General features: G+C 66.8%; 17 protein-coding genes and 1 riboswitch. Of the genes, 6 read left to right on the top strand and 11 right to left on the bottom strand.

Going from position 1 to position 19,697, the window contains the following annotated elements; genetic code table 11:
- Together BTN82_RS10270 and BTN82_RS10275 are read left to right on the top strand one after the other, a co-directional pair.
- Complete coding sequence (locus tag BTN82_RS10270; protein ID WP_075119014.1) at positions 1–1,113, top strand: diguanylate cyclase; 1,113 nt, start codon at positions 1–3, stop codon at positions 1,111–1,113.
- A 92-nt stretch (positions 1,114–1,205) separates the two neighbouring features.
- Positions 1,206–2,450, top strand: coding sequence for a M20/M25/M40 family metallo-hydrolase (locus BTN82_RS10275; protein ID WP_075119015.1), 1,245 nt, complete (start codon positions 1,206–1,208; stop codon positions 2,448–2,450).
- Positions 2,451–3,022: 572 nt separating this feature from the next.
- Here BTN82_RS10275 and BTN82_RS10285 read toward each other — a convergent pair.
- The 11 genes from BTN82_RS10285 to BTN82_RS10340 all read right to left on the bottom strand — a co-directional run bounded on the left by BTN82_RS10285 (position 3,023) and on the right by BTN82_RS10340 (position 16,001).
- A complete protein-coding gene (locus tag BTN82_RS10285; protein ID WP_075119016.1) occupies positions 3,023–3,949 on the bottom strand; it encodes an ABC transporter substrate-binding protein in 927 nt (308 codons plus the stop codon).
- Positions 3,939–4,691 carry a (2Fe-2S) ferredoxin domain-containing protein gene (locus BTN82_RS10290; RefSeq protein ID WP_075119017.1) on the bottom strand — a complete coding sequence of 251 codons (753 nt, stop codon included), beginning with the start codon at positions 4,689–4,691 and terminating at the stop codon, positions 3,939–3,941. Before BTN82_RS10290 ends, BTN82_RS10285 begins: the two co-directional genes overlap by 11 nt.
- 12 nt (positions 4,692–4,703) lie before the next feature.
- Positions 4,704–6,686 carry a TonB-dependent receptor plug domain-containing protein gene (locus BTN82_RS10295; protein ID WP_081375439.1) on the bottom strand — a complete coding sequence of 661 codons (1,983 nt, stop codon included), beginning with the start codon at positions 6,684–6,686 and terminating at the stop codon, positions 4,704–4,706.
- Positions 6,687–6,778: 92 nt separating this feature from the next.
- A riboswitch (cobalamin riboswitch) is annotated at positions 6,779–6,981 on the bottom strand.
- 572 nt (positions 6,982–7,553) lie between these two features.
- A complete protein-coding gene (gene astA, locus BTN82_RS10305; RefSeq protein ID WP_075119018.1) occupies positions 7,554–8,588 on the bottom strand; it encodes an arginine N-succinyltransferase in 1,035 nt (344 codons plus the stop codon).
- 55 nt (positions 8,589–8,643) lie between these two features.
- Positions 8,644–9,660: an arginine N-succinyltransferase gene (locus BTN82_RS10310; RefSeq protein WP_075119019.1), complete on the bottom strand. Its 1,017-nt coding sequence runs from the start codon at positions 9,658–9,660 to the stop codon at positions 8,644–8,646.
- Positions 9,661–9,850: 190 nt separating this feature from the next.
- Complete coding sequence (locus tag BTN82_RS10315; protein ID WP_075119020.1) at positions 9,851–11,194, bottom strand: APC family permease; 1,344 nt, start codon at positions 11,192–11,194, stop codon at positions 9,851–9,853.
- A 190-nt stretch (positions 11,195–11,384) separates the two neighbouring features.
- Positions 11,385–12,137: an N-formylglutamate amidohydrolase gene (locus tag BTN82_RS10320; RefSeq protein WP_075119021.1), complete on the bottom strand. Its 753-nt coding sequence runs from the start codon at positions 12,135–12,137 to the stop codon at positions 11,385–11,387.
- Positions 12,121–13,467 (bottom strand): glutamine synthetase family protein, encoded by a 1,347-nt coding sequence (locus BTN82_RS10325; RefSeq protein WP_075119022.1) that lies wholly within the window; start codon positions 13,465–13,467, stop codon positions 12,121–12,123. Before BTN82_RS10325 ends, BTN82_RS10320 begins: the two co-directional genes overlap by 17 nt.
- Positions 13,464–14,108 (bottom strand): isochorismatase family cysteine hydrolase, encoded by a 645-nt coding sequence (locus BTN82_RS10330; protein ID WP_075119023.1) that lies wholly within the window; start codon positions 14,106–14,108, stop codon positions 13,464–13,466. The genes BTN82_RS10325 and BTN82_RS10330 overlap by 4 nt, the downstream gene beginning before the upstream one ends.
- Before the next feature lie 2 nt (positions 14,109–14,110).
- Positions 14,111–14,965, bottom strand: a complete 855-nt coding sequence (locus BTN82_RS10335; RefSeq protein WP_075119024.1) for a MurR/RpiR family transcriptional regulator — start codon at positions 14,963–14,965, stop codon at positions 14,111–14,113.
- 169 nt (positions 14,966–15,134) lie between these two features.
- Complete coding sequence (locus BTN82_RS10340) at positions 15,135–16,001, bottom strand: LysR family transcriptional regulator (RefSeq protein WP_075119025.1); 867 nt, start codon at positions 15,999–16,001, stop codon at positions 15,135–15,137.
- 94 nt (positions 16,002–16,095) lie between these two features.
- On the opposite strand from BTN82_RS10340, the gene BTN82_RS10345 reads away from it, so the two are divergent.
- From BTN82_RS10345 to BTN82_RS10360, 4 genes are all read left to right on the top strand, one after another.
- A complete protein-coding gene (locus BTN82_RS10345; RefSeq protein WP_075119026.1) occupies positions 16,096–16,659 on the top strand; it encodes a DUF4865 family protein in 564 nt (187 codons plus the stop codon).
- Positions 16,660–16,821: 162 nt separating this feature from the next.
- The gene (locus BTN82_RS10350) at positions 16,822–17,385 is read left to right on the top strand and encodes a histidine phosphatase family protein (protein ID WP_075119027.1); all 564 of its coding nucleotides are present in this window, start codon (positions 16,822–16,824) and stop codon (positions 17,383–17,385) included.
- Positions 17,386–17,546: 161 nt separating this feature from the next.
- The gene (cobF, locus tag BTN82_RS10355) at positions 17,547–18,311 is read left to right on the top strand and encodes a precorrin-6A synthase (deacetylating) (RefSeq protein WP_075119028.1); all 765 of its coding nucleotides are present in this window, start codon (positions 17,547–17,549) and stop codon (positions 18,309–18,311) included.
- A 458-nt stretch (positions 18,312–18,769) separates the two neighbouring features.
- The gene (locus BTN82_RS10360; protein ID WP_075119029.1) at positions 18,770–19,549 is read left to right on the top strand and encodes an ABC transporter substrate-binding protein; all 780 of its coding nucleotides are present in this window, start codon (positions 18,770–18,772) and stop codon (positions 19,547–19,549) included.
- Positions 19,550–19,697: the final 148 nt, after the last annotated feature.

Here is a 19,697-nt window from a genome sequence, read left to right on the forward strand (position 1 = left end):
ATAGCTTGCGTACGGTTTAACGGAGGCGACTTGGCCCTGACGCAGCGGCACGCAGGCAAGGGACTTTCACTGGCCAGGAGGCTGTACACATCGCGAATCCTGGGCCTGGCCCTGGGGTTCTTCTGCGTGGCGGCGGGCATGTACCCGCTGCATCCGCCGCCCTGGGTCTGGGCCTTCATGCTGTTCAACGCCTTTATCTGGCCGCACCTGGCCTTCCAGTGGGCCCGCCGCTCGGCGGTGCCGTTTCGCGCCGAGCATCGCAACCTGCTGGTGGACGCCTTTCTCGGCGGTTTCTGGGTCGCGGCCATGCACTTCAATCCGCTGCCTACCGCTACCACCCTGTCGCTGATGGCGATGAACAATATCGCCCTGGGCGGTGTGCCATTCTTTCTCGCCGGTTGCCTGGCGCAAGCGCTGGGGATCGTCATCGCGCTGCCGCTGTTCGGCGCAGGCTTCGTGCCCCAGACCAGCGCGCTGCAACTCTATGCCTGCCTGCCGATGCTGACCCTGTACCCGCTGGCCCTGGGCTATATCTGCTACCAGCAGGCCACTGTCCTGGGCCGGCACAAGCGCGAACTGCTGGCCCTGAGCCGCACCGACAGCCTGTCCGGCCTGCTCAATCACGGCGCCTGGAAGGACCAGCTGGACATCGAGTTCCAGCGTTGCAGGCGCGAGCATCGCGGCGCCGCCATCGCGTTGATCGACATCGACCACTTCAAGGCCATCAACGACACCTATGGGCATGTGGCCGGCGACATCGTGCTGCGCCGGCTGAGCAAACTGCTCAAGCAGAACCTGCGGATGAGCGATCAGGCCGGGCGTTATGGCGGCGACGAATTCTGCCTGATCCTACCGGGCGTACCGTTGGAGCACGCCGTCGAACTGATGGACTCCCTGCGCTGCCGTTTCGGCGGCCTGGGCTACGAACAGAGCCCGGCCTTGCAGGTCAGCCTGAGCATCGGCCTGGCGACCTATTCCCCGGAGCACGGCGATGTCCTGGACTGGCTGAACGACGCCGACCAGGCCCTGTACGAGGCGAAAACCACCGGCCGCAACAAGGTCAGCTACCGCCGCGGCGACCGCTCGCCGAAGGTCCAGCTGAGCCCGTCTTGACGCCCGCCGCGCAGCATTGCGCCAGCATGGAGGGGCGCTCAGTTGTCAGGTAGGGTGGGCGAGCCCTTCCGACACGAAACAAGGATCGATTCATGACGCAGACACCGCCTCGCTCGTTACTGGCCGCCCGTATCGGCCTGACCCTCGCCCTTGCCCTGCTGGCCTCCCAGGCCATCGCCGCGCCTCATCCGCAAGTCCACAACGATGCCCAACGCTACCAGGACGACGCCCTGAAACTGCTGGAGCGCCTGGTGAATATCGACTCCGGTTCCGGCTATGGGGCAGGGCTGGACCAGGTGAGCGACATCGCCGTCGCCGAGCTACAAAAGCTCGGCGCCAGCATCGAGAAAGTCCCCAACGGCAGCGCCGGCGGCAGCCATGTGCTGGCCACCCTCAAGGGCACCGGCAAGGCCAGGATCCTGCTGATGGCGCACATGGACACGGTGTTCAAGGAAGGCACCGCGGCCGAGCGGCCGTTCCGTATCCAGGACGGTCGCGCCTACGGCCCCGGGGTGATGGACGACAAGGGCGGCATCGTCGCCGGGATCTACGCGCTGAAGGTCCTGGATAACCTCAAGTTCAAGGACTACGCGCAGATCACCTTCCTGCTCGACGCCAGCGAGGAAACCGGCTCGCAGATCGCCACCGAGCTGATCAAGAACACCGCCAAGGCCCACGACGTGACCCTCAACCTGGAACCGGGGCGCCCGGCCGACGGCCTGGTGGTCTGGCGCAAGGGCAGCGCCACGGCGCTGGTGGAGGTCAAGGGCAAGGCCGCCCACGCCGGCGTGGCGCCGGAGCTGGGGCGCAACGCGGCGATGGAGGTCGCGCACCAGGTTCTACAACTGGGCAAGCTGGGCGACGAAGAGAAGAAAACCACCATCAACTTCACCGTGCTCAAGGCCGGCGACCGCACCAACGTGATCCCCGACCAGGCCCTGGCCAAGGCCGATGTGCGGGCGGCGGTGCCGGAGGAGTTCGACCGCATCGAAAAGGACCTGGCGCGGGTCTCGGCCAACAAGCTGATCGCCGACACCGAGGTCAAGACCAGCCTGCAACGCGGCTTGCCGCCGATGCCGCGGACCGAGAAGTCCGACGCGCTGGTGGCCATGGCCCAGGGCATCTACGGCGAGCTGGGGCGCAAGCTGACCATCGAAGGCAGCGGCGGCGCGGCGGACTCCAGCCTGTCGGCCGGCGTCGGCACCCCGACCCTGGACGGCTTCGGCATCGTCGGCGGCAATATCCATACGCCGGAGGAATACGCCGAGGTCGACAGCGTGGCGCCGCGGATCTATCTGCTGGCGCGGATGCTCATGGAGCTGTCGGCCAAGCAATGATGACCCGCGCGAATGCCCAACCGGCAATCGCGCGCTGTCTTGCGACCTTTCGCGGGCAAGCCTCGCTCCTACCAAAACACACGTACCTGTAGGCGCGAGGCTTGCCCGCGATGGTTTGGGTCCAGGCGCTGTAGTTTTTGGATTGTGTACATATCCGTTGCAGCGGTTATGGCAGCTTAGGGTTCCGCCCTTACGGCGGGTCACTTTGGAAAGGCCCAAAGTAACCAAAGGCCTTTGCCCCTCCATTCGGTGCCTCGCTAGGGCTCGGCATGCCCTCGCTCCGGTCTTGCTCCGGGGGCCGCCGCGAGGGGCCATCCCTGGCCCCGCGCGGCTACCTCGGCATCCCTGCCGAGGTGCCCCCTGCGCAAGCCCTGCGTTCGGCCTCTGGGAACGGGGCAGGGTGGATCAAGATCAAAAGCCGGCGCTGGCGCGACCTACCGGTCGGCGCTGAACCTGTAGCCGCTGCCGAGCTTGCGAGGCTGCGAACGGTTTGGGCGGCATTCCGACGCAGCGGTCGCAAAACCAGGCGCTGCGTTTTTCCTGGTAAAGCACGTGGGCAGGCTTGGCAGCGGCTACAGGCTCGTGCGCAAGGTCTTGAGCCGTCGCGCCAGTTCCAGCGCGACCCGGCCGCTGTCGAGGGTGGGCAGCAGTTGGGTGAAGGGGATGTCGATCAGGCGGTTTTCGCGCACGGCGCGCAGCTGCGACAGGGCCGGGTCGCTGCGCAGCAACTGGCGTTTGCGGCGGGCGGGGGACCAGACCGCGTCGGCCAGCAGAATCACCTCGGGGTCGTGCTTGAGCAGGGTTTCGCTGTCGATCACCAGGCGCGCGCTGTCGTGGTCGGCGAAGCTGTTGCGGGCGCCGGCGGCGCTCAGCAGGGCCGTGACGAAGCCGCGCTTGCCGACGCTGTCGAGGCCGTTGACTTCGCTGTCGAGGTAAAACACCGACAGCGGTTGTTCGCCTTGATGCAGCGCCGCGGCGGCCGCCAGGTCGGCGTCCATGGCCGCGATCAGCGCATCGGCCCTGGCCGGTTGGCGCAGCAGTTGGCCGAGGGTCTTCAGGTCCTGGCGGATCTGCCCGAAGTAATCCAGCGAATGCCCGTCGCACCCCGACTCCAGCAGGTAACTGGCGATGCCATGGCTGGCCAGGGTTTGCCGCGAACTCAGGTGTTCGCGAAAGGCCGAGCCGAACCCGCCCACCACCAGGTCGGCCCGCTGCGAGTAAAGCATTTCGCTGGACGGGTATTGCCGCGAGATCACCGGCACCCCGCGATAGCGTCCCTGTTCGAGGGCGCCGTCGTCGTCGATATAGGCCACGCCGATCAGCGACGACCCGGCGCCCAGAGCCAGGAGTAGGTCGGCGCTGTGCTGGTTGAGGGCGAGGATGCGGTGCGGCGGTTCGGCGATGGACCAGCCTTTGCCGCAGTTCTCATAGCGTTCGGCACTCCACGCCGAAACCGTCCAGCAGGCCAGCAAGCAGGCCATCCAGCGCTTAGCCTGCATGGCCTGCTCCCGCCGGCCCATGAATCAGCAGGTCCGCGACCGGTTGCCCGGCCAGCAGATGCTCCTCCACCAGGCGCACCACCTGGGTTTCATCGCTGAGCCGATACCAGCAACCCTCCGGATACACCGTCAGCACCGGGCCCAGGTTGCAGGGAAACTGGCAGGCGGTGCGCGTCAGCAAGACCCCACCGGGCGTCTCGATCGCGTCGTGCTTGAGCAGCTCGCGGCGCAGGCTTTTCCACAGTGGCAGGGCCCCGCGCCGCACGCAACGCGGGCCGGTGCACAGAAACAGCTGCCGGGCATGGGCGGGGACGCGCGACCAGTCCGGGTCCGAGGCCACTGCGTTGACGTTGTCGCAGGGCAGGTGGCGCTCGACCTGGGCGATGCTGGCGCAGGCCAGCGCCGCATCCAGGCCTCGGCGGCCGAGGGCCGAGGCGGTGACCCACAAACGCGGCGCCTGGGGATGTTCGCGGGCGATGCGCCCCAGCTCGTCGCGCAGCCAATCCAGGTAGGCGCTGTCGGACGTCGGCTCCAGGTCCACCACCAGTACCCGTGCGCCGCTGTCGGGCAGCGGCGCGCGCAGGCAGGCCCAGAGGCCGTCGAAGCCCTCCAGGGTGTCGACGATGTCCGCCGCCGCTCCGGCTCCGCGCGCGCTGCACAGCTGGCGGCGAAAAGCCTCGCCGAGGGCGCCGCCGTTCAGGCCGGGGCCGACGAACAATACCCGCTGATACTCCTCATGCATGCTCGCGTCCCCTTAGAAGCGGTAGGTGTAGCGCACTTCGCTGGTGAACGGCCGGCCGAGGTTTTCCACCTGCGGGCTGGTGCTGGTCATGCTGGTGGCGTAGTCGCGGTCGAAGAGGTTTTCCAGCAGCAGGCTCAGGCGGTGCCGATGGGCGCGGTCCAGGTAACGATAGGCGTCGGCGTCCACCACCGAGTAATGGCCGTAGTCGATCTGCTTCGAACTGACCACGTCGCGTATATAGCGGATCGCGCCGCCGGCGCCCCACATGCGGTCGGTGGACTCGAAGCCCAGGCGCGAGCGGGCGAAGAAGCTCGGGATATTGTTCACCGTCACGCCGTTGCGCGACTCCACCAGGTTGCGGGTCAGGTCCGCCGAGAGGTTCCAGCGCTCGTCGAACTGCCATTTGCCGTCGGCCTCGAAGCCCTTGACGGTGATCTCGCCGTCGCCGTTGACCCACTGGATGCCGTCGAGGGTGATCAGGTCGTCGATGCGCCGGTGGAAGGCCGTGACGCTGGCGCTGAACTCGCGGTCCAGCAGGGCGCCGCGATAGTCCAGGCCGAGTTCGGCGTTGCGGCTTTTTTCCGGCTTGAGGTTGCGGTTGCCCAGCTCGTCGCCGGGCTCGTTGACGAACAACTGCTCGGCGTTCGGCAGCTTGTAGGCGCTGCCGTATTGGCCGCGGACCTGCCAGCGGTCGTTCAGGTCGTAGAGCGAGGTGAGCATGCCCACCGTGGCGCTGTCGCCGCCGCTCATGCTCTCGTGACGAATGCCGATGCTCGGGTGCCAGTCGGGCAGGGCGTCGATCACCGGACGCAGTTGGGTATAGAGGGCGTGGGCTTCGGCCTTGCTGTTGTCGATCACCAGCACGTCGTCCTGGCCCTTGAACCACTGGTTGTCGGAACCGAATACCAGCACATGGCCGCCGGACAATTCGGCCTTGCCCTCGGCCTGCACGCCCCAGTCGGTGAAGCCCCAGTAATCGTTGTGGTTGCGCACGCGGACGCCGCCGCCGTCGGCGGTGTTGTCGATGCGCGTATAGCGGGTGTCCCAGTCGTTGACGTGGCCTTTGACGAAATAGCTCAGCCGCTCGTTCAGGCGCTGCTCGAAGGTCGCCGTGGCGATCTGCTGCACGCGGTCGTTGGTGGTCTTGCGGTTGTCCAGCGGGCGGGCGAAATCCAGGTTGGCGTCGGAGTACTGGTAGAACAGCTCCAGCCGCGATTCGTCGGCGAAGGCCTGCACCGCCTTGGCGCCGAAGGTGGTGACTTCGTAGCCGCGCTTCTTGTCGCTGACCCGTGGGTTCATGTCTTTGTTGCGATACGGCTGGTAGCCGTCGGACACGTTGTGGCTGATATAGGCCAGCAGGCCCAGGTCGCCGAACCCGTTGCTGAAGATCTTCTCCGCCCGGGCGTCGCCGGTCTGGCCCATGAAGCTGTCCAGGCCCAGGTTGACCTCGCCCGAGGCTTCGCGGGTCTGTGGGCTGCGGGTGACAATGTTGATCACCCCGGCCACCGCCTGGGTGCCGAACAGCAGGCTCTGGCCGCCCTTGAGCACTTCGATGCGCTCGATGGCGTTGGCCGGCAGGGTGTCCAGGTACAGCCCGCCGTAGAGACGGTTGTTCAGGCGCACGCCGTCGAGCAGGATCAGGGTGTCGTCGTTGCGCCCGCCCAGCAGCGAGTAGGTGCCGTAGTCGAAGGGGCCGTTTTTCGGCGCGACGTAGAGGCCTGGCACGTACATTTGCAGGACGCGGGTGATGTCGCTGCTGGGCCCGGCGCGCTCGATCTGTTCGCGGCTGACGATTTCGACCTTGCTGCCGTAGCGAGCCATTTCGGCGACCGTGGTGGATTCCACCGAGGGCGCTGAAACCAGTTGTTGGTCGAGGGTCAGGGTCGTTTCTTCGGCCAGCAGCAGCGGGCTGAACAGGCAGCCGAGCAGGGCGCCGCAGGTGTTGAGCCGCGCGGGACGCGGGGCCCGGGAACGCCAGGGGTGAATCTGAGTCATCGTTGGTCTTCTCGAAAGGATCTTCGCAGAAGCACGCAGGAGAAAGTGCCGCGCACAGGCAGGCACCGGCCCATGCCCGCCCACCGCAGGTTTGCCATACAGAGATTCCAGGCCGGTCTCCGGGCTTGCGAGGCTGGAACTCTTCGCCTTCCCAGGCCGTGGCCCAGTGGCGATTCGAAGAGGTCACTCGCTTACCGTTGCGGGGGCAGCACCGGACTTGCCTGTGGAAGGCGCACCGGTTTCCCGTTTCACCCCGTGCACGGCGGCAGGGGGCACCTGAAACTGGGCGGCATCTGAACATTCGGCCGACCGTTCGTCAATAACATGGGGCGGTGTTGGCCCTGTAGGAGCGGGGCTTGCTCGCGATGGCTTGGGTCCAGGTGCTGTAGTTTTTGGATGGTGTACATATCCGTTGCTGCGGGTGTGGCGGCTTAGGGTTCCGCCCTTACGGCGGGTCACTTTTGATAGAGCGCAAAAGTAACCAAAACGCTCTTGCCCCTCCATTCGGTGCCTCGCCTAGGCTCGGCATGCCCTCGCTCCGGTCTTGCTCCGGGGGCCGCCGCGAGGGGCCATCCCTGGCCCCGCGCGGCTACCTCGGCATCCCTGCCGAGGTGCCCCCTGCGCAAGACCTGCGCTCGGCCTCTGGGAACGGGGCGGGTAGATCAAAAGCCAAGCGCGACCTGCCGGTCGGCGCGAACCCTGTAGCCGCTGCCGAGCCTGCGAGGCTGCGTACGGCCGCGTAGCGGTCGCAACACCGGGCGCCGCGTTCTTCCTGGTAAAGCGCGTGAGCCGGTTTGGCGAGGACTGCGTCCCCGTACGCCGCCGCGCCGGGGCTTGGCGGCGGCTACAGGGGCGGTGTCGGGGCTGTCAGGCTGCTGCCGCCTTGGCCTGGGTGGCCAATAGCGGTACGGCGCGTACCGAGTCGCCGGGTTGCAGTTGCAGGCGTTTGGCGCTCAGGCGGTCGACCAGCAGGCAGCCGGACACCAAGCGTGCGCGCACGCAGCTGATGCGGCAGCTTTCCAGGCGGCGGTTGTGCACCAGCCAGCTCGGCGCGTCGTCGTCCGGGGTGCCGACCAGCAGGGGCAGGACCTGGCTTTCGCGCACCGCGCGGACTTTCCCCACATCGGCCTCGAGCACCGGCCCACCGTCGAAGATGTCGATGTGGTCCTGATGGGCAAAGCCTTCCTGGCGCAGGATGGTCAGCGCCGCCTCGGTGTTTTCGTGAGCCTGGCCGATCGCGGCCTGGGCTGCGGCGCTGAGCAGGCAGGTGTACAGCGGCTGGCGCGGCAGCAGCTCGGCGATAAAGGGTTTATGGCCGAGGCTGGACAGGTGGTCGGCCTGGACGAAATCCATTTGCAGGAAGTGCCGGCCCAGGCTGTTCCAGAACGGCGAGCAGCCGTTCTCGTCGCCTTTGCCGCGCAGTTCGGCAATCAGCTTGTCGCCGAACAGGTGCGGGAATTCGGCGACGAACAGCAGGCGCGCCAGGGACAGCAGCCGGCCGTTGCTGTCGCGGCGCTGGTCGGGGCGCAGGAACAGCGAGCAGAGCTCCGATTGGCCGGTCATGTCGTTGTTCAGGAACAGCGTCGGGATCTGCCGCTGGATGCCCAGGTGCGGCGCCGAGTTGACGGTGGTGCCGACCCGGTAGCTGTACCAGGGTTCGCGCAGGCCGACGGCGCCGGTCAGGGCGCTGATGCCGATGACTTGCTGGTCCTCGTCCTCGAGGACGAACAGGTAGTCGGCGTCGGCCCGCTCCACCTGCTCGGCGAAGGTCCGCTGGGCCCAGCGGACCCGATGGCTGAGGCGCTCCTGGTTGGCCGGCAGGCTGGTCAGCCCCAGGCCCGCGCGCTGGGCCAGGGCCATCAGCGCGGGGAGGTCGGTCACACGTACCGGACGAACGATCATGATGCAGCTCCTTCTGCGGGCCTTCGCGGGCCGCGAACGCCAACCTGTCCGATATTCATAGGGCGACTAACCGTACCGGGTCGCCGGGTTGCAGTTCCAGGGCCTGGAAGGCATCGGCGTCGAGGTTCACCAGGTCCCCCGGCGCCTCGTCCAGGTGCACCAGGATGGCCCGATAGCCCGCCAGCCGTTCGTTGCTCGCCAGCCAGGCGCGGCCACGGCCGCTGTGCTGGCCGGGGCAGGCGTTGGCCACTCGGCTCTGGCCGATCGAGCGAATGTTGCTGTGGCGGGCGTACAGGGTCGGGCCGCCGTCGAACAGGTCGACGTAGTGGTTGGCCTCGAAGCCCTCGCGCAGCAGGATCTCGAACGCTTCGCGGCCCTGGGGATGGACCTGGCCGATGCAGTCCTGGGCCGCCTGCGGCAGCATCGGGATGTAGATCGGGTACTGCGGCATCAGGTCGGCGAGAAAGTTGCGGTTCTGCAGGCCGCACAGGCGCTCGGCCTCGGCGTAGGGCAGGTCGAAGAAGTGTTTGCCCAGGGCGTCCCAGAACGGCGACTGGCCGTCTTCGCTGCTGTAGCCGACGATCTCGGTGATGCTGGTGTCGGCGAAGCGTTGCGCATGGGCGGCGATGAACAGCAGGCGGGCCCGGGAGAGCAGCTCCGCGAGGGGCGTGCCGACCAGGTCCGGGTCGATATGGAAGCCGCGCAGCAGGCTGTGGTTGCTCAGGTCCTGGCACAGCGACAGGGTCGGCACGCCGTGCTGCACGTTCAATTCCCGCGAGTTGCTGACGAAGGGCCGGTTGCGCAGGCTGTAGAACGGCGCGGAAAATCCGGCCATGGCGAGGATTTCCGAGCAGCCGCGCAGTTGCCCGCGCTCGCGGTCGTGCAGGACCAGAAAGTAGTTCTCCGGCCCCGGCGCCTGCACGCTGGCGGCGAAGGAGGCGCAAGAGTCGAGGATCTTGTCCAGCAGGTGCTGGCGATCGTCGGGCAGGGAGGTCACTCCCACCAGGCTTTCACGGGCCAGCCGTTGCAACTCCGGCAGATCGTCTGGGGCAACTGGGCGTAAGACCAGCATGGATGTACTCCTGTATCAAAATGGTCCGCGCCTGGCCGCGAGGCCAGGGCGCAGAACCTGACAATCACTGTCGGTTTCCACGCATTGGTGCCGTCGCCCGCGTGCGCGGGCGGCGGCAAATGGGCACTGCTCGGCGCCCGTTCGGATTCGCCGAAGCCCCTTCAGGGGGCCGCGGCGGCCGGGTGTTGAATCACAGCGGATCGGCCAGCGCCGTATTGGCGCCCAGCTTGTTGAGGAAAAACAGGTAGACCAGGCCGACGGCGATCCAGATGCAGCCGAGTTTCTGCGCGTCGACCCCCATGTTGTACATGATTGCGCAGACGATCAGGAAGCCGATCGCCGGGCAAATCAGATGCCGGACCACCTGGGCGGATTTCTGCCGGCGCCAGTAGTGGTTGATCACGGTGAGGTGCAGCAGCATGAAGCCGCTCAGGGCGCCGAAGTTCACCAGCGAGGTGAGGGTGTCCACCGAGTCGATGAACAGGTAGCAGATCAGCAGCGAGAGCACGGCCACCAGGTAGATGCTGATGTGCGGCGTGTTGTGCGTCGGATGCACCTTGGCCAGGATCTTCGGCAGCTTGCCGTCGCGGGCCATGCCGAACAGCAGGCGCGACACCGCGGCCTGCGAGGTGATGGCCACCGCCACGCCCCAGGCCAGCGCCGTGGCGACCGCGGTCAGGGTCGCCAGCCAGCTGCCGCCGGCGATTTCGGCGATCTCGTAGAACGCCGTGTCGGCCGACTTGAAGCCCATGCCGGCGGCGAGATCGGTGGCGATCCAGGTCTGCGCGACGAAGATCGCGCCCATCACCAGCAGGGTGATCAGGGCCGCGCGGCCGACGTTCTTGCCCGGCTCGCTCTTGATCTCTTCGGCCAGGGTGGAAATGGCATCGAAACCGAGGAACGACAGCACGGCGATCGACACGCCCTGCATCAGCAGGCCGAAGTGGAAGTTCTGTGGGCTGTACAGCGGCGCCAGGGTCAGTTGGCCGTTACCGGTGCCGCCGTGCAGGGCGTTCCAGGCGTAGAACAGGAAAATCCCCAGCACCACCAGCTGCGCCAGTAGGAAGACGATGTTCATCCGCGCGGTGAAGGTGATGCCGCGCAGGTTGACGAAGGTCGCGCTGACCAGGAACGCGAGGATGAAGCCGACCTTGGGAATGTCCGGGTACAGGTGGTTCAGCGCCATGGCCGCGTAGACGTACAGCAGCGGCGGAATCAGCAGGTAGTCGAGCAGCATCAGCCAGCCGGCGAGGAACCCGACATGGGGGTTGAGCCCGCGCTGGGCGTAGGAGTAGACCGAGCCGGCGATGGGAAAGGCGCGGGCCATGGCGCCGTAGCTCAGGGCGGTGAAGATCATCGCCAGCATGCCGATGATGTAGGCCAGCGGCACCATGCCCGGGGCTTCCTGGTTCACGTAGCCATAGACCCCGAACGGGGCGATGGGAATCATGAAAATCATCCCGTAGACCACCAGGTCGCGCAGCGTCAGGCCGCGCTTGAGTTCCTGTTTGTAGCCGAATTCTTCAATCTCCATGAAGAGGTTCTCCTTGTCAGCCAAAGGGTGGGCGGATGCCTGTCGCCGGGGTCGTCGTGACCCTCGGCGGCAGGCAATGTATTTGAACCTGGCAGGTTTAAAGACACGCCACGGCGGTTTTTATAGTTGTTGTACCGGTACAGCAAACAGCTTGTGCAACGACAGCTTCTTTCGGGGCGCACGCCTTGCCTTACAGCAGCGGCGCCAGGTAATCGGTCCAGCACTGCACGGCCTGCGGGGTGCGCAACAGGTCGTTGCGCACCTCGATCAACACCGAATCCAGGCCGCGGGCGTCGCCGTGGGCCGGCACGGTCATGTCGCTCAGGGCGTCGATCTTGTACGGCTCGTTGCCGGCGATCTTCACGTCATGCACCGACATGCCTTCCAGCAAGCGCTCGGCGTAACGTTCGGCGCGACCGAACAGCACGCCCATCTCCAGGGTGCGGCGCTGGCCGTAGTACAGCGGGGTAAAACTGTGGATGCCCACCACGCGCACCGGCCGGCCCGCGGCCAGGCGCGCGTCGATCAGCCCGCTCAAGCGCGTATGGAAAGGCTTGAACAACTGCTTGCGCCGGTACTCGCGAGTGGCTTCGTCGAGGTTCTGGTTGCCCGGAATCTGGTAGATCTCGCTTTGCAGCGGGATGCTGTCGTGGGCCTGGGTCGGGCGGTTGAGGTCGACCAGCAGCCGCGAATAGTTGGCGAAGATCAGCGTCGCGCCCAGGGTCTGCGACAGGTTTTGCGCCAGCTCCAGGGCGCCCGGGTCCCAGGCGATATGCTCGCGCGCGGCTTCCGGGGTCAGGCCCAGGTCGTCGAGCGCCGCCGGGATATAACGGCTGGCGTGCTCGCAGACGAGGATCAGCGGGTGCTCGGAGTCTTCGCGCAGCAACTGGTAGGCCGGTCGGTTGTAGAGCCCCAGTTCGGTGGATTCAGTACAGGTTTGCATAGTGTTCACAGAGCTCGGCAGGGGTCAGGTGCTCGGTCAGTTTCACTTCCTGGTGTTTGACGGCGAAATAGGTGTCCAGCAGCGGCGCTGGGATGGCGTGCAGCAGTTCCGGGCAGTTGCGCAGGCAGTCCAGCGCTTGGGGCAACGAGGCCGGGAGGGCGAGGATGCCGCGTTCCTGGCGCTGCTCGGCGCTCAGGTCGTGGGGCACTTCGTCGGTGGTGGCGCGCAGCAGCAGGCCTTGCTCGATGCCCAGGCGTCCGGCGATCAGCAGCGCGGCCATGGCCAGGTGCGGCGAGGCGGTGGCGTCCAGCGCGCGGAATTCCAGGTTGTACTGTGGCGCCACAGGCCTGCCGCCGATGCTCACGGTCGGGCAGATGCGCAGCGAGGCTTCGCGGTTGCGCTGGCCCAGGCAGGCGTAGGAGGCGCTCCAGTGATGGGGCTGTAAACGCGCGTAGGAAATCGGCGTCGGCGCGCTGAAGGCGCAGAGCGCCGGCAGGTACTTGAGCACCCCGGCGGCCCACTGCCGGCCCAGGCGCGACAGGCCGTTGGCGCTGTGTTCGTCGTAGAGCACCGGCGCGCCGTCCAGGTCTTGCAGGCTCAGGTGCAGGTGCACGCCATTGCACACCGCTTTTTCGCCGGTCTTGGGCGCGAAGCTGACGCCGTGGCCGAGCTGCCGGGCGATCTCGCGGGTGATCTCGCGCACGTTCACCGCGCGGTCGGCAGCGGCCACGCCGAGGGTCGGACGGCAGGTGATTTCGTACTGGTGCTTGCCGTATTCGGGCAGGAACATTTCCGGCTCGACGCCTGCGGCGCGCAAGGCCGCGAGCAGCCAGCCGCCGAAGTCCGCGCCTTGGCGTTGGGCCTGCAGGGAAAACGCCAGCCGTTCGGGCTGGACGAGGGCGTCGCGCAGGTTGAATTCGTGTTCGAAGGCGGCGTTGATCTGCAAGCCCAGGTCGCTGGCATAGCGCTGCACTTCGTTGCGCAGCAAGGTGCGCGGGCAGGCGGCCCAGGGCTGGCCATCGGTCTCGCAGAGGTCGGCGTGGATGAAGTCCAGCGGCGAGGCGCTGGCGTCCGGGCCGTTGCCGACCAGCACCCGGCTGGCCAGGTCGGGAATCAGCCGCAGGTCGCCGCGGGCGCCCCAGGGGTTGGGTTCGGCAATGCTGTCCTGCGGGGTCAGCGCGCTGTTGGCCGGCACCCAACCGCAGCCGGCGCTGGCGTAGCTGTCCAGTTCGTCGCTAGGGAACGAGCGGCCGCGGCTGACGCCGATCAGGTCGGTGGTGAGCAGGGTGGTCATGGCCACCGGCCGCAGCGCCTGGGTGTCCCGGCTCATGCCTGCATCTCCCGCAGGCGGTCGAGCACGGTCCGGGTGTCGGTGATCCAGCAGTAGCCCTTGATCGCGTTCAGGCAGGCCTGGTGGCGGGCGTCGGTGTAGGTGGCGCAGGCGTCTTCCACCAGGGTCACCAGGTAACCGCGGTCGGCGGCGTCGCGCACCGCCATGTCGACGCACTGGTCGGTGACGATGCCGGCGACGATCAGGTGGCGGGTCTGCAGGTTGCGCAGCACGTAGTCGATGTTGGTCGAGTTGAAGACCCCGGAGGAGGTCTTGGGCAGGACGATTTCGTTCTCCCGCGCCGTCAGTTCGTCGATGATCGCCGCCTGCGGGCTGCCCTTGGGCAGGTGCATGTCCGACAGCTTGTGGTCCAGCGAGCGGTCGCGGCCGTCGGCGGTCAGGCTTTCGATCAGGGTGTGCAGCACGTTCTGCCGCGCCTCGCGCACGGCCGCCAGGAGTTTCTGCTGGTTGGGAATCACCTGCTCGCGGGTACGCTGGAGGAAGTACGCGGCGTCCGGGCCCTGCAAATGCGGGTCGAGTTGCGGGTCGAGCCAGGCCCGTTGCATGTCCACCAGCAGCAGCGCGGTGTGGTCCAGGGCGAACGGCAGGTCGCGGGGCGAGTGATGAGGCAGGCTGAACATCCTTATTTGTCCTCCAGCAGGTGAGTGGCGAATTCGTGACGCAGGGCGTCGATGCCCTCCAGCCGACGATCCAGGTCGGTGCTGCGCCGGGTCAGGCTGGCGATCAACGCCTCGACCTGGGCCAGAGCCGGCACCAGGGTGTCGAAGGCCGAGGCCGACTCCACCGGGGCGCTGATGATCAGGTCCGCCAGTTCCCGCAGGGGCGAGGCGTAGATGTCGGTGAACAGCACCACCCGCGCGTGCCGTGCCTTGGCCGCGGTGGCCACGCGCAGGGCCTGGGCCTGGTAGCGGCGGTAGTCGAACAGCAGGACCAGGTCCTGGCGCTGCACGTCGTACAGGCGGTCCGGCAACTGGCTGTTGTCTTCCAGGGCGAAGCAACCGGTGCGCAGCAGGCGCAGGTGATTGAGCAGGTAGCTGGCGAGGAAGCTGCTGAAGCGCCCGCCGTAGCAATACAGCTGATGCCGGCTGTCCAGCAGCCAGTCGACCAGGATCCGTACGTCTTCGGGCTGGGTCAGCGCCTGGGTCTGTTCCAGGCTGCGCAGGCTGCCTTGCAGGTAATGGTGCCAGGCGTCGTCCTGGTGGGCGTGGGCCCGCGGCTGCAACAGGGTGCTGGGCGAACGCAGGCGGTCGTCCATGTCGCTGAGCAGCGCTTCCTGGAATTCGCCGTAGCCGCCGAAGCCGAGTTTCTTCACCAGGCGCACGATGGTCGGGTCGCTGACGCCGGCGTGTTCGGCCAGCCGCGACATGGGCCCCAGGCCGTTGCGCGGGTAATGGTCGAGCAGGGCGCGCACCACCTTGCGCTCCGCGGGCGTGAGGTCGAGGGCCGGGTCGGTGATCTGGTCTCTGAGGGACGGCATGGAGCGCCTTCGCTAGGGAATGTCGTTTTTGTTTCACTGAAAGTAAAAACAGTATTTATGTAATTTACGCTACATGTCTAGCGAAAAAAGCACTCGGCCAGCGAATGCCCTGGAATGGCGCATGGAAGCCGGCGTTCACTGGGTGTTTGCGGCTTTTCGGCGCAAGGAATCAGCGTGCCAGGGTGCCGCGAAAGGCCGCGCTGAGGGCGCGCAGGGTGGTGTCGGAACGGGCGTCGGTGGGGCGGGCGTGGAGGACGATTTCGCTCACCGGCAAGGCGGGCAGGCCAAGCCGTTCGCCGACCTCGACCGCGTCGGCCGGCGCCACCCGCTGGGCCAGCGCCGCGACGCCGAGCCCGGCGCTGACCGCCGCGCCGACGGCCATGACCCCGCCGCCGACGAACACTTCGGTCCAGGGGATGCCGGCTGCGTCCAGCACCCGCACGGCAAGCTGGCGCACGCCGCAGGGCGCGGCCATGGTCGCCAGGCGCAGCGGGGCGTCCGGGGCCTGTTGCCAGGCCGGCGCGGCGAACCAGCCGAAGCGCTCGGCCACCAGCACTTCGCCGTCCTGGCGCAGGCCCTCGTTGCGCACGATGACCGCGTCCAGCTCATCGCGGTCGAAGGCCGCCGTCAGTTCCCGGGACGAGGCGATGCGGACTTCGATCACCAATAGCGGGTCGTAGGTGGCGATCCGGCTCAGCAGCTGCGGCAGTTCGGGGCCGGCCACATGATCGCTGATACCGATCACCAGGCGCCGCGCCGGCGCGCCCGGCAGGTCGCCCAGGGCCCGCTCGTGGGCGCGCAGCAGGTCGCGGGCGGCCGGCATGAACTGCTCGCCCACCGGCGTCAGGCGCACATGCCGCGGGGTGCGCTCCAGCAGGCGATAGCCGAGGCGTTCCTCCAGGCGCTTGAGCTTGAGGCTGATGGCCGCCTGGGACGTGTCCAGCGCCTGGGCGGCGCGGGTAAAACTGCCGAAGTCGGCGATCAGCACGAAGGCGTGCACGGTGTCGATGTCCAGCGGCCTGAGGGGTTCTGTCATATCGAGTGCTTATCACAGATATATTTATTGATATCTTGTTGTAATTGTTCGGTATGCGCAAGCTGGCAACACTTTCCCGCACCGGAGCACTGCCATGTTAGCCAAACAGTATTCGCACCGCCTGCCCGCCGATTACGACATGGGCGTCATTCGCCACCGCGCCAGGGACCGCGGCCCCTTGTGGGACGAGGTCGACGGCCTGCTGTTCAAGGTGTTCGCCGGGCAGGAGCGCGGCGTGCACGGCGCGCGGCACAACCTGTATGCCTCGATCTACCTCTGGGCCGACCCGGCGGGCGCCGCGCGTTTTCTCATGGGCAGCGGCTTCGACAGCGTGATCGACTCCTTCGGCCGGCCGCAGATCGAATCCTGGTTGCCCCTGGACTGGCGTCGCGGCCCCAGCGATCGGGCGCGGACCCTGTACCGCGAGCGCCTGGCCATCGACCCGCAGGCGGACCGCGCTGCGCTGCTGGCCGAACAGGTCGAACACAACCGGCGGCTTGCCGACGACCCGGACACCTTCGCCGTGTTCGTCGCCCTCGACCTGCAAGCCTGGGAACTGGTGCGGTTCACCCTGTCGACCGGCGTGCCCGACAGCGCGCGCGGCGCCGAACGCTACGAAGTGCTGTACCTGGCCCGCCCCGGCATCCCATTCCTGTAGGCGCGAGCTTGCCCGCGATAGCGATCTACCTGCCACATCCCTGGCCCGGACCGCCACGCGATTGTCCGGGCCGCTGGCATTCGGTTAGGAATCTGGCGGCGACAAATGATAAAAACCCAGCCACATTCAGCACTGCGTCCATTCACCACCGAGAGATTCCCCGTGCAGGCCACCCGCTTGACCCTGATCTGCCATGCCCGCACCGTCGCCTGGAAACGGGCGCGGTTCCCCCTGGACGAACCGCTGGAAATGGACTGGCAGGCACTCGCCGGTTCGCGGGCCGGCGCGTTCGAACGGGCGCCGCGGCTGCTGTGCGGGCCGGAGTTGCGAACGCGGCAGACCGCAGCCCTGTATGGCGCCGCGGTGGAAAGCGTGGCGGCCCTGCGCGACTGTGACCTGGGCCGCTGGCAGGGCCTGGGCCTCGACGCGTTGCAACAGGAGCAGCCCGAGGCCCTGCACGCCTGGCTGGCCGACAGCCACAGCGCGCCCCATGGCGGCGAGTCGGTGGCGCAGCTGTGCCAGCGCGTCGCCGCCTGGCTCGAGGCGCTGAGGGAACAACCGGGGCATGTGCTGGCGGTGACCCACCCGCTGGTGATCCGCGCGGCGCTGGTGCATGCCATGCAGTGCCCGTTGGCCAGTTTCAACCACATCGATATCGAACCGCTGGCCCAGGTCGAGCTGCGCTTCAACGGGCGCTGGCGCTTGCGCCTGGAGCCGCGCGATTAGCGGGGTGGGCGGGTTTTTTTCGCGAGCCAGCTCGCTCCTCCAGGGTTGGCGCAATCATGGTAGGAGCGAGTTCGCTCGCGATAGGCCGCAGGCCGTCCTGTGACGCGCGACCACAACCCAGCCATACTCCATCCCCCGAGCAGCCCCCGAGATCCGCTTCCATGAAAACCCTCCTGATCATCGGCATCGGCGCCGGCAACCCCGACTACATCACGATGCAGGCGGTCAAGGCGCTCAATCGCAGCGACGTGTTCTTCCTGATGGACAAGGGCCAGAGCAAGGACGCGCTGATCGACCTGCGCCGGGAGATCTGCGAACGCTACATCGAGCGGCCCGGCTACCGTTTCGTCGAAGCGCAGAGCCCCGAGCGGCGGCGCGGCGCCGAGGTGGATTACCGGGCCAGCGTCGCCGAGTTGAACCGCGACAAGCAGCGCACCTTCGAGCGCCTGATCGACGAGGAACTGGCGGAGGGCGAAACCGGGGCGTTCCTGGCCTGGGGCGATCCGGCGCTGTACGACAGCACCATTCGCATTCTGCAGGCGATCCTGGCCGAGGGCCGTTGCGCGTTCGAGTTCGAGGTGATCCCCGGCATCACCAGCGTCCAGGCCCTGGCGGCGCAGCACAAGGTGCCGTTGAACCGCATCGGCCGCTCGGTGGAGATCACCACCGGGCGCCGGCTGGCGGCGGGGCAGGTGAGCGACGCCGACAGCCTGGTGGTGATGCTCGACGCCGAGGACTCCTATCGCCAGGTGGCGGACCAGGGCCTCGATATCTATTGGGGGGCCTACCTCGGCACGCCGGAGGAAATCCTGATCGCCGGCAAGCTGGCGGACGTCGCCGACGAGATCGAGCGGGTACGCAAGGACGCGCGCCAGGCCAACGGTTGGATCATGGACACTTATCTGCTGCGTAAACCGCAGGAGTGACGGCGCCCCGCAGGAGTGAGGCGTGCCGGGTTTAGCTGAAATACCGTGTTGCCTGATGGGGCGGCCGCTGCGCGCCCGTGCGCAGCCTCGCTGGCGCTCGACAGCGGCTACAGGCTGGCGTCGTGCGCGGGTAGCCGCTGCCGAGCCTGCGAGGCTGCGTACGAGGTGGGCGGCATTCCGACGCAGTCCTCGCAAAACCGGCGTGCCGGATCGACCTGAAACACCGCGGTGCAGGCATCGAAGCCCGGAAAAATGCCGGGATCGAGGGCATTGTCCAGGGGCCTCGCACCCCCGTGGGGCAGGGTGGTCGATGCCTGGATTTCTCGGTGTTTTTTCTATAAGTATTTGTCGCATAAACACAATTTGCATCCCGGACGCCGCTCTAGACTGCTGGCCACTTCGATTTCCCCCAATCGAACCTTTCTGCCAATAAAAGCCTCCGTCTACGGGAGTTATAAATGAAGAAGCTTGTGCTGTTCGGTGCCCTGGCACTGTCCATGTTGTCCCTGACCGCCGTGGCTGACGATGCCAAGCCGATCCGCATCGGTATCGAAGCCGGCTACCCACCGTTTTCGATGAAGACCCCCGACGGCAAGCTCACCGGTTTCGACGTGGATATCGGCGATGCCTTGTGCGAGCAGATGAACGTCAAGTGCACCTGGGTCGAGCAGGAGTTCGACGGCCTGATCCCGGCGCTGAAAGTGCGCAAGATCGACGCCATCCTGTCGTCCATGACCATCACCGACGACCGCAAGAAGAACGTCGACTTCACCATCAAGTACTACCACACCCCGGCGCGCTTCGTGATGAAGGAAGGCACCGAGGTCAAGGACCCGCTGACCGAACTCAAGGGCAAGAAAGTCGGGGTGCTGCGCGCCAGTACCCATGACCGTTTCGCCACTGAAGTGCTGGTCCCGGCCGGGATCAACCTGGTGCGCTACGGTTCGCAGCAGGAAGCCAACCTGGACATGGTCTCCGGTCGCGTCGACGCGCTGTTGGCCGACTCGGTCAACCTCGATGACGGTTTCCTGAAAACCGACGCCGGCAAGGGCTTCGCCTTCGTCGGCCCCGAGTACAACGATCCGAAATACTTCGGTGGCGGCGCCGGCATCGCCGTGCGCAAGGGCGATACCGCCCTGGCCGAGAAATTCAATACCGCCATCACCGAGATCCGCGCCAACGGCAAGTACAAGGCCGTGCAGGACAAGTACTTCAAGTTCGACGTCTACGGCGAGTAATTCGCCGGGTTGAAAAAGGCGGCTGGCGTTAACGCGCAGCCGCCTTTTTTGTGGGCGCCATTCGACACGGCTCCTACAGGGGAGGCCGTCTTCCAATGGCCCGGTAAATGCCTCAGTCTACGACCCCCGCCGCACTCCAATTTTCCGG

Origin of the sequence: Pseudomonas chlororaphis (genome assembly GCF_001921865.1) — a bacterium.
Taxonomy (GTDB): Bacteria; Pseudomonadota; Gammaproteobacteria; order Pseudomonadales; family Pseudomonadaceae; genus Aquipseudomonas; species Aquipseudomonas chlororaphis_D.

Coding starts and splice junctions, on each gene's coding strand:
- BTN82_RS10345 (WP_075119026.1), top strand. CDS start 16,096: ATGTTAGCCAAACAGTATTCGCACCGCCTGCCCGCCGATTACGACATG.
- BTN82_RS10275 (WP_075119015.1), top strand. CDS start 1,206: ATGACGCAGACACCGCCTCGCTCGTTACTGGCCGCCCGTATCGGCCTG.
- astA (WP_075119018.1), bottom strand. CDS start 8,588: ATGATCGTTCGTCCGGTACGTGTGACCGACCTCCCCGCGCTGATGGCC.
- BTN82_RS10335 (WP_075119024.1), bottom strand. CDS start 14,965: ATGCCGTCCCTCAGAGACCAGATCACCGACCCGGCCCTCGACCTCACG.
- BTN82_RS10320 (WP_075119021.1), bottom strand. CDS start 12,137: ATGCAAACCTGTACTGAATCCACCGAACTGGGGCTCTACAACCGACCG.
- BTN82_RS10340 (WP_075119025.1), bottom strand. CDS start 16,001: ATGACAGAACCCCTCAGGCCGCTGGACATCGACACCGTGCACGCCTTC.
- BTN82_RS10295 (WP_081375439.1), bottom strand. CDS start 6,686: ATGACTCAGATTCACCCCTGGCGTTCCCGGGCCCCGCGTCCCGCGCGG.
- BTN82_RS10310 (WP_075119019.1), bottom strand. CDS start 9,660: ATGCTGGTCTTACGCCCAGTTGCCCCAGACGATCTGCCGGAGTTGCAA.
- BTN82_RS10285 (WP_075119016.1), bottom strand. CDS start 3,949: ATGCAGGCTAAGCGCTGGATGGCCTGCTTGCTGGCCTGCTGGACGGTT.
- cobF (WP_075119028.1), top strand. CDS start 17,547: ATGAAAACCCTCCTGATCATCGGCATCGGCGCCGGCAACCCCGACTAC.
- BTN82_RS10360 (WP_075119029.1), top strand. CDS start 18,770: ATGAAGAAGCTTGTGCTGTTCGGTGCCCTGGCACTGTCCATGTTGTCC.
- BTN82_RS10330 (WP_075119023.1), bottom strand. CDS start 14,108: ATGTTCAGCCTGCCTCATCACTCGCCCCGCGACCTGCCGTTCGCCCTG.
- BTN82_RS10325 (WP_075119022.1), bottom strand. CDS start 13,467: ATGAGCCGGGACACCCAGGCGCTGCGGCCGGTGGCCATGACCACCCTG.
- BTN82_RS10315 (WP_075119020.1), bottom strand. CDS start 11,194: ATGGAGATTGAAGAATTCGGCTACAAACAGGAACTCAAGCGCGGCCTG.
- BTN82_RS10290 (WP_075119017.1), bottom strand. CDS start 4,691: ATGCATGAGGAGTATCAGCGGGTATTGTTCGTCGGCCCCGGCCTGAAC.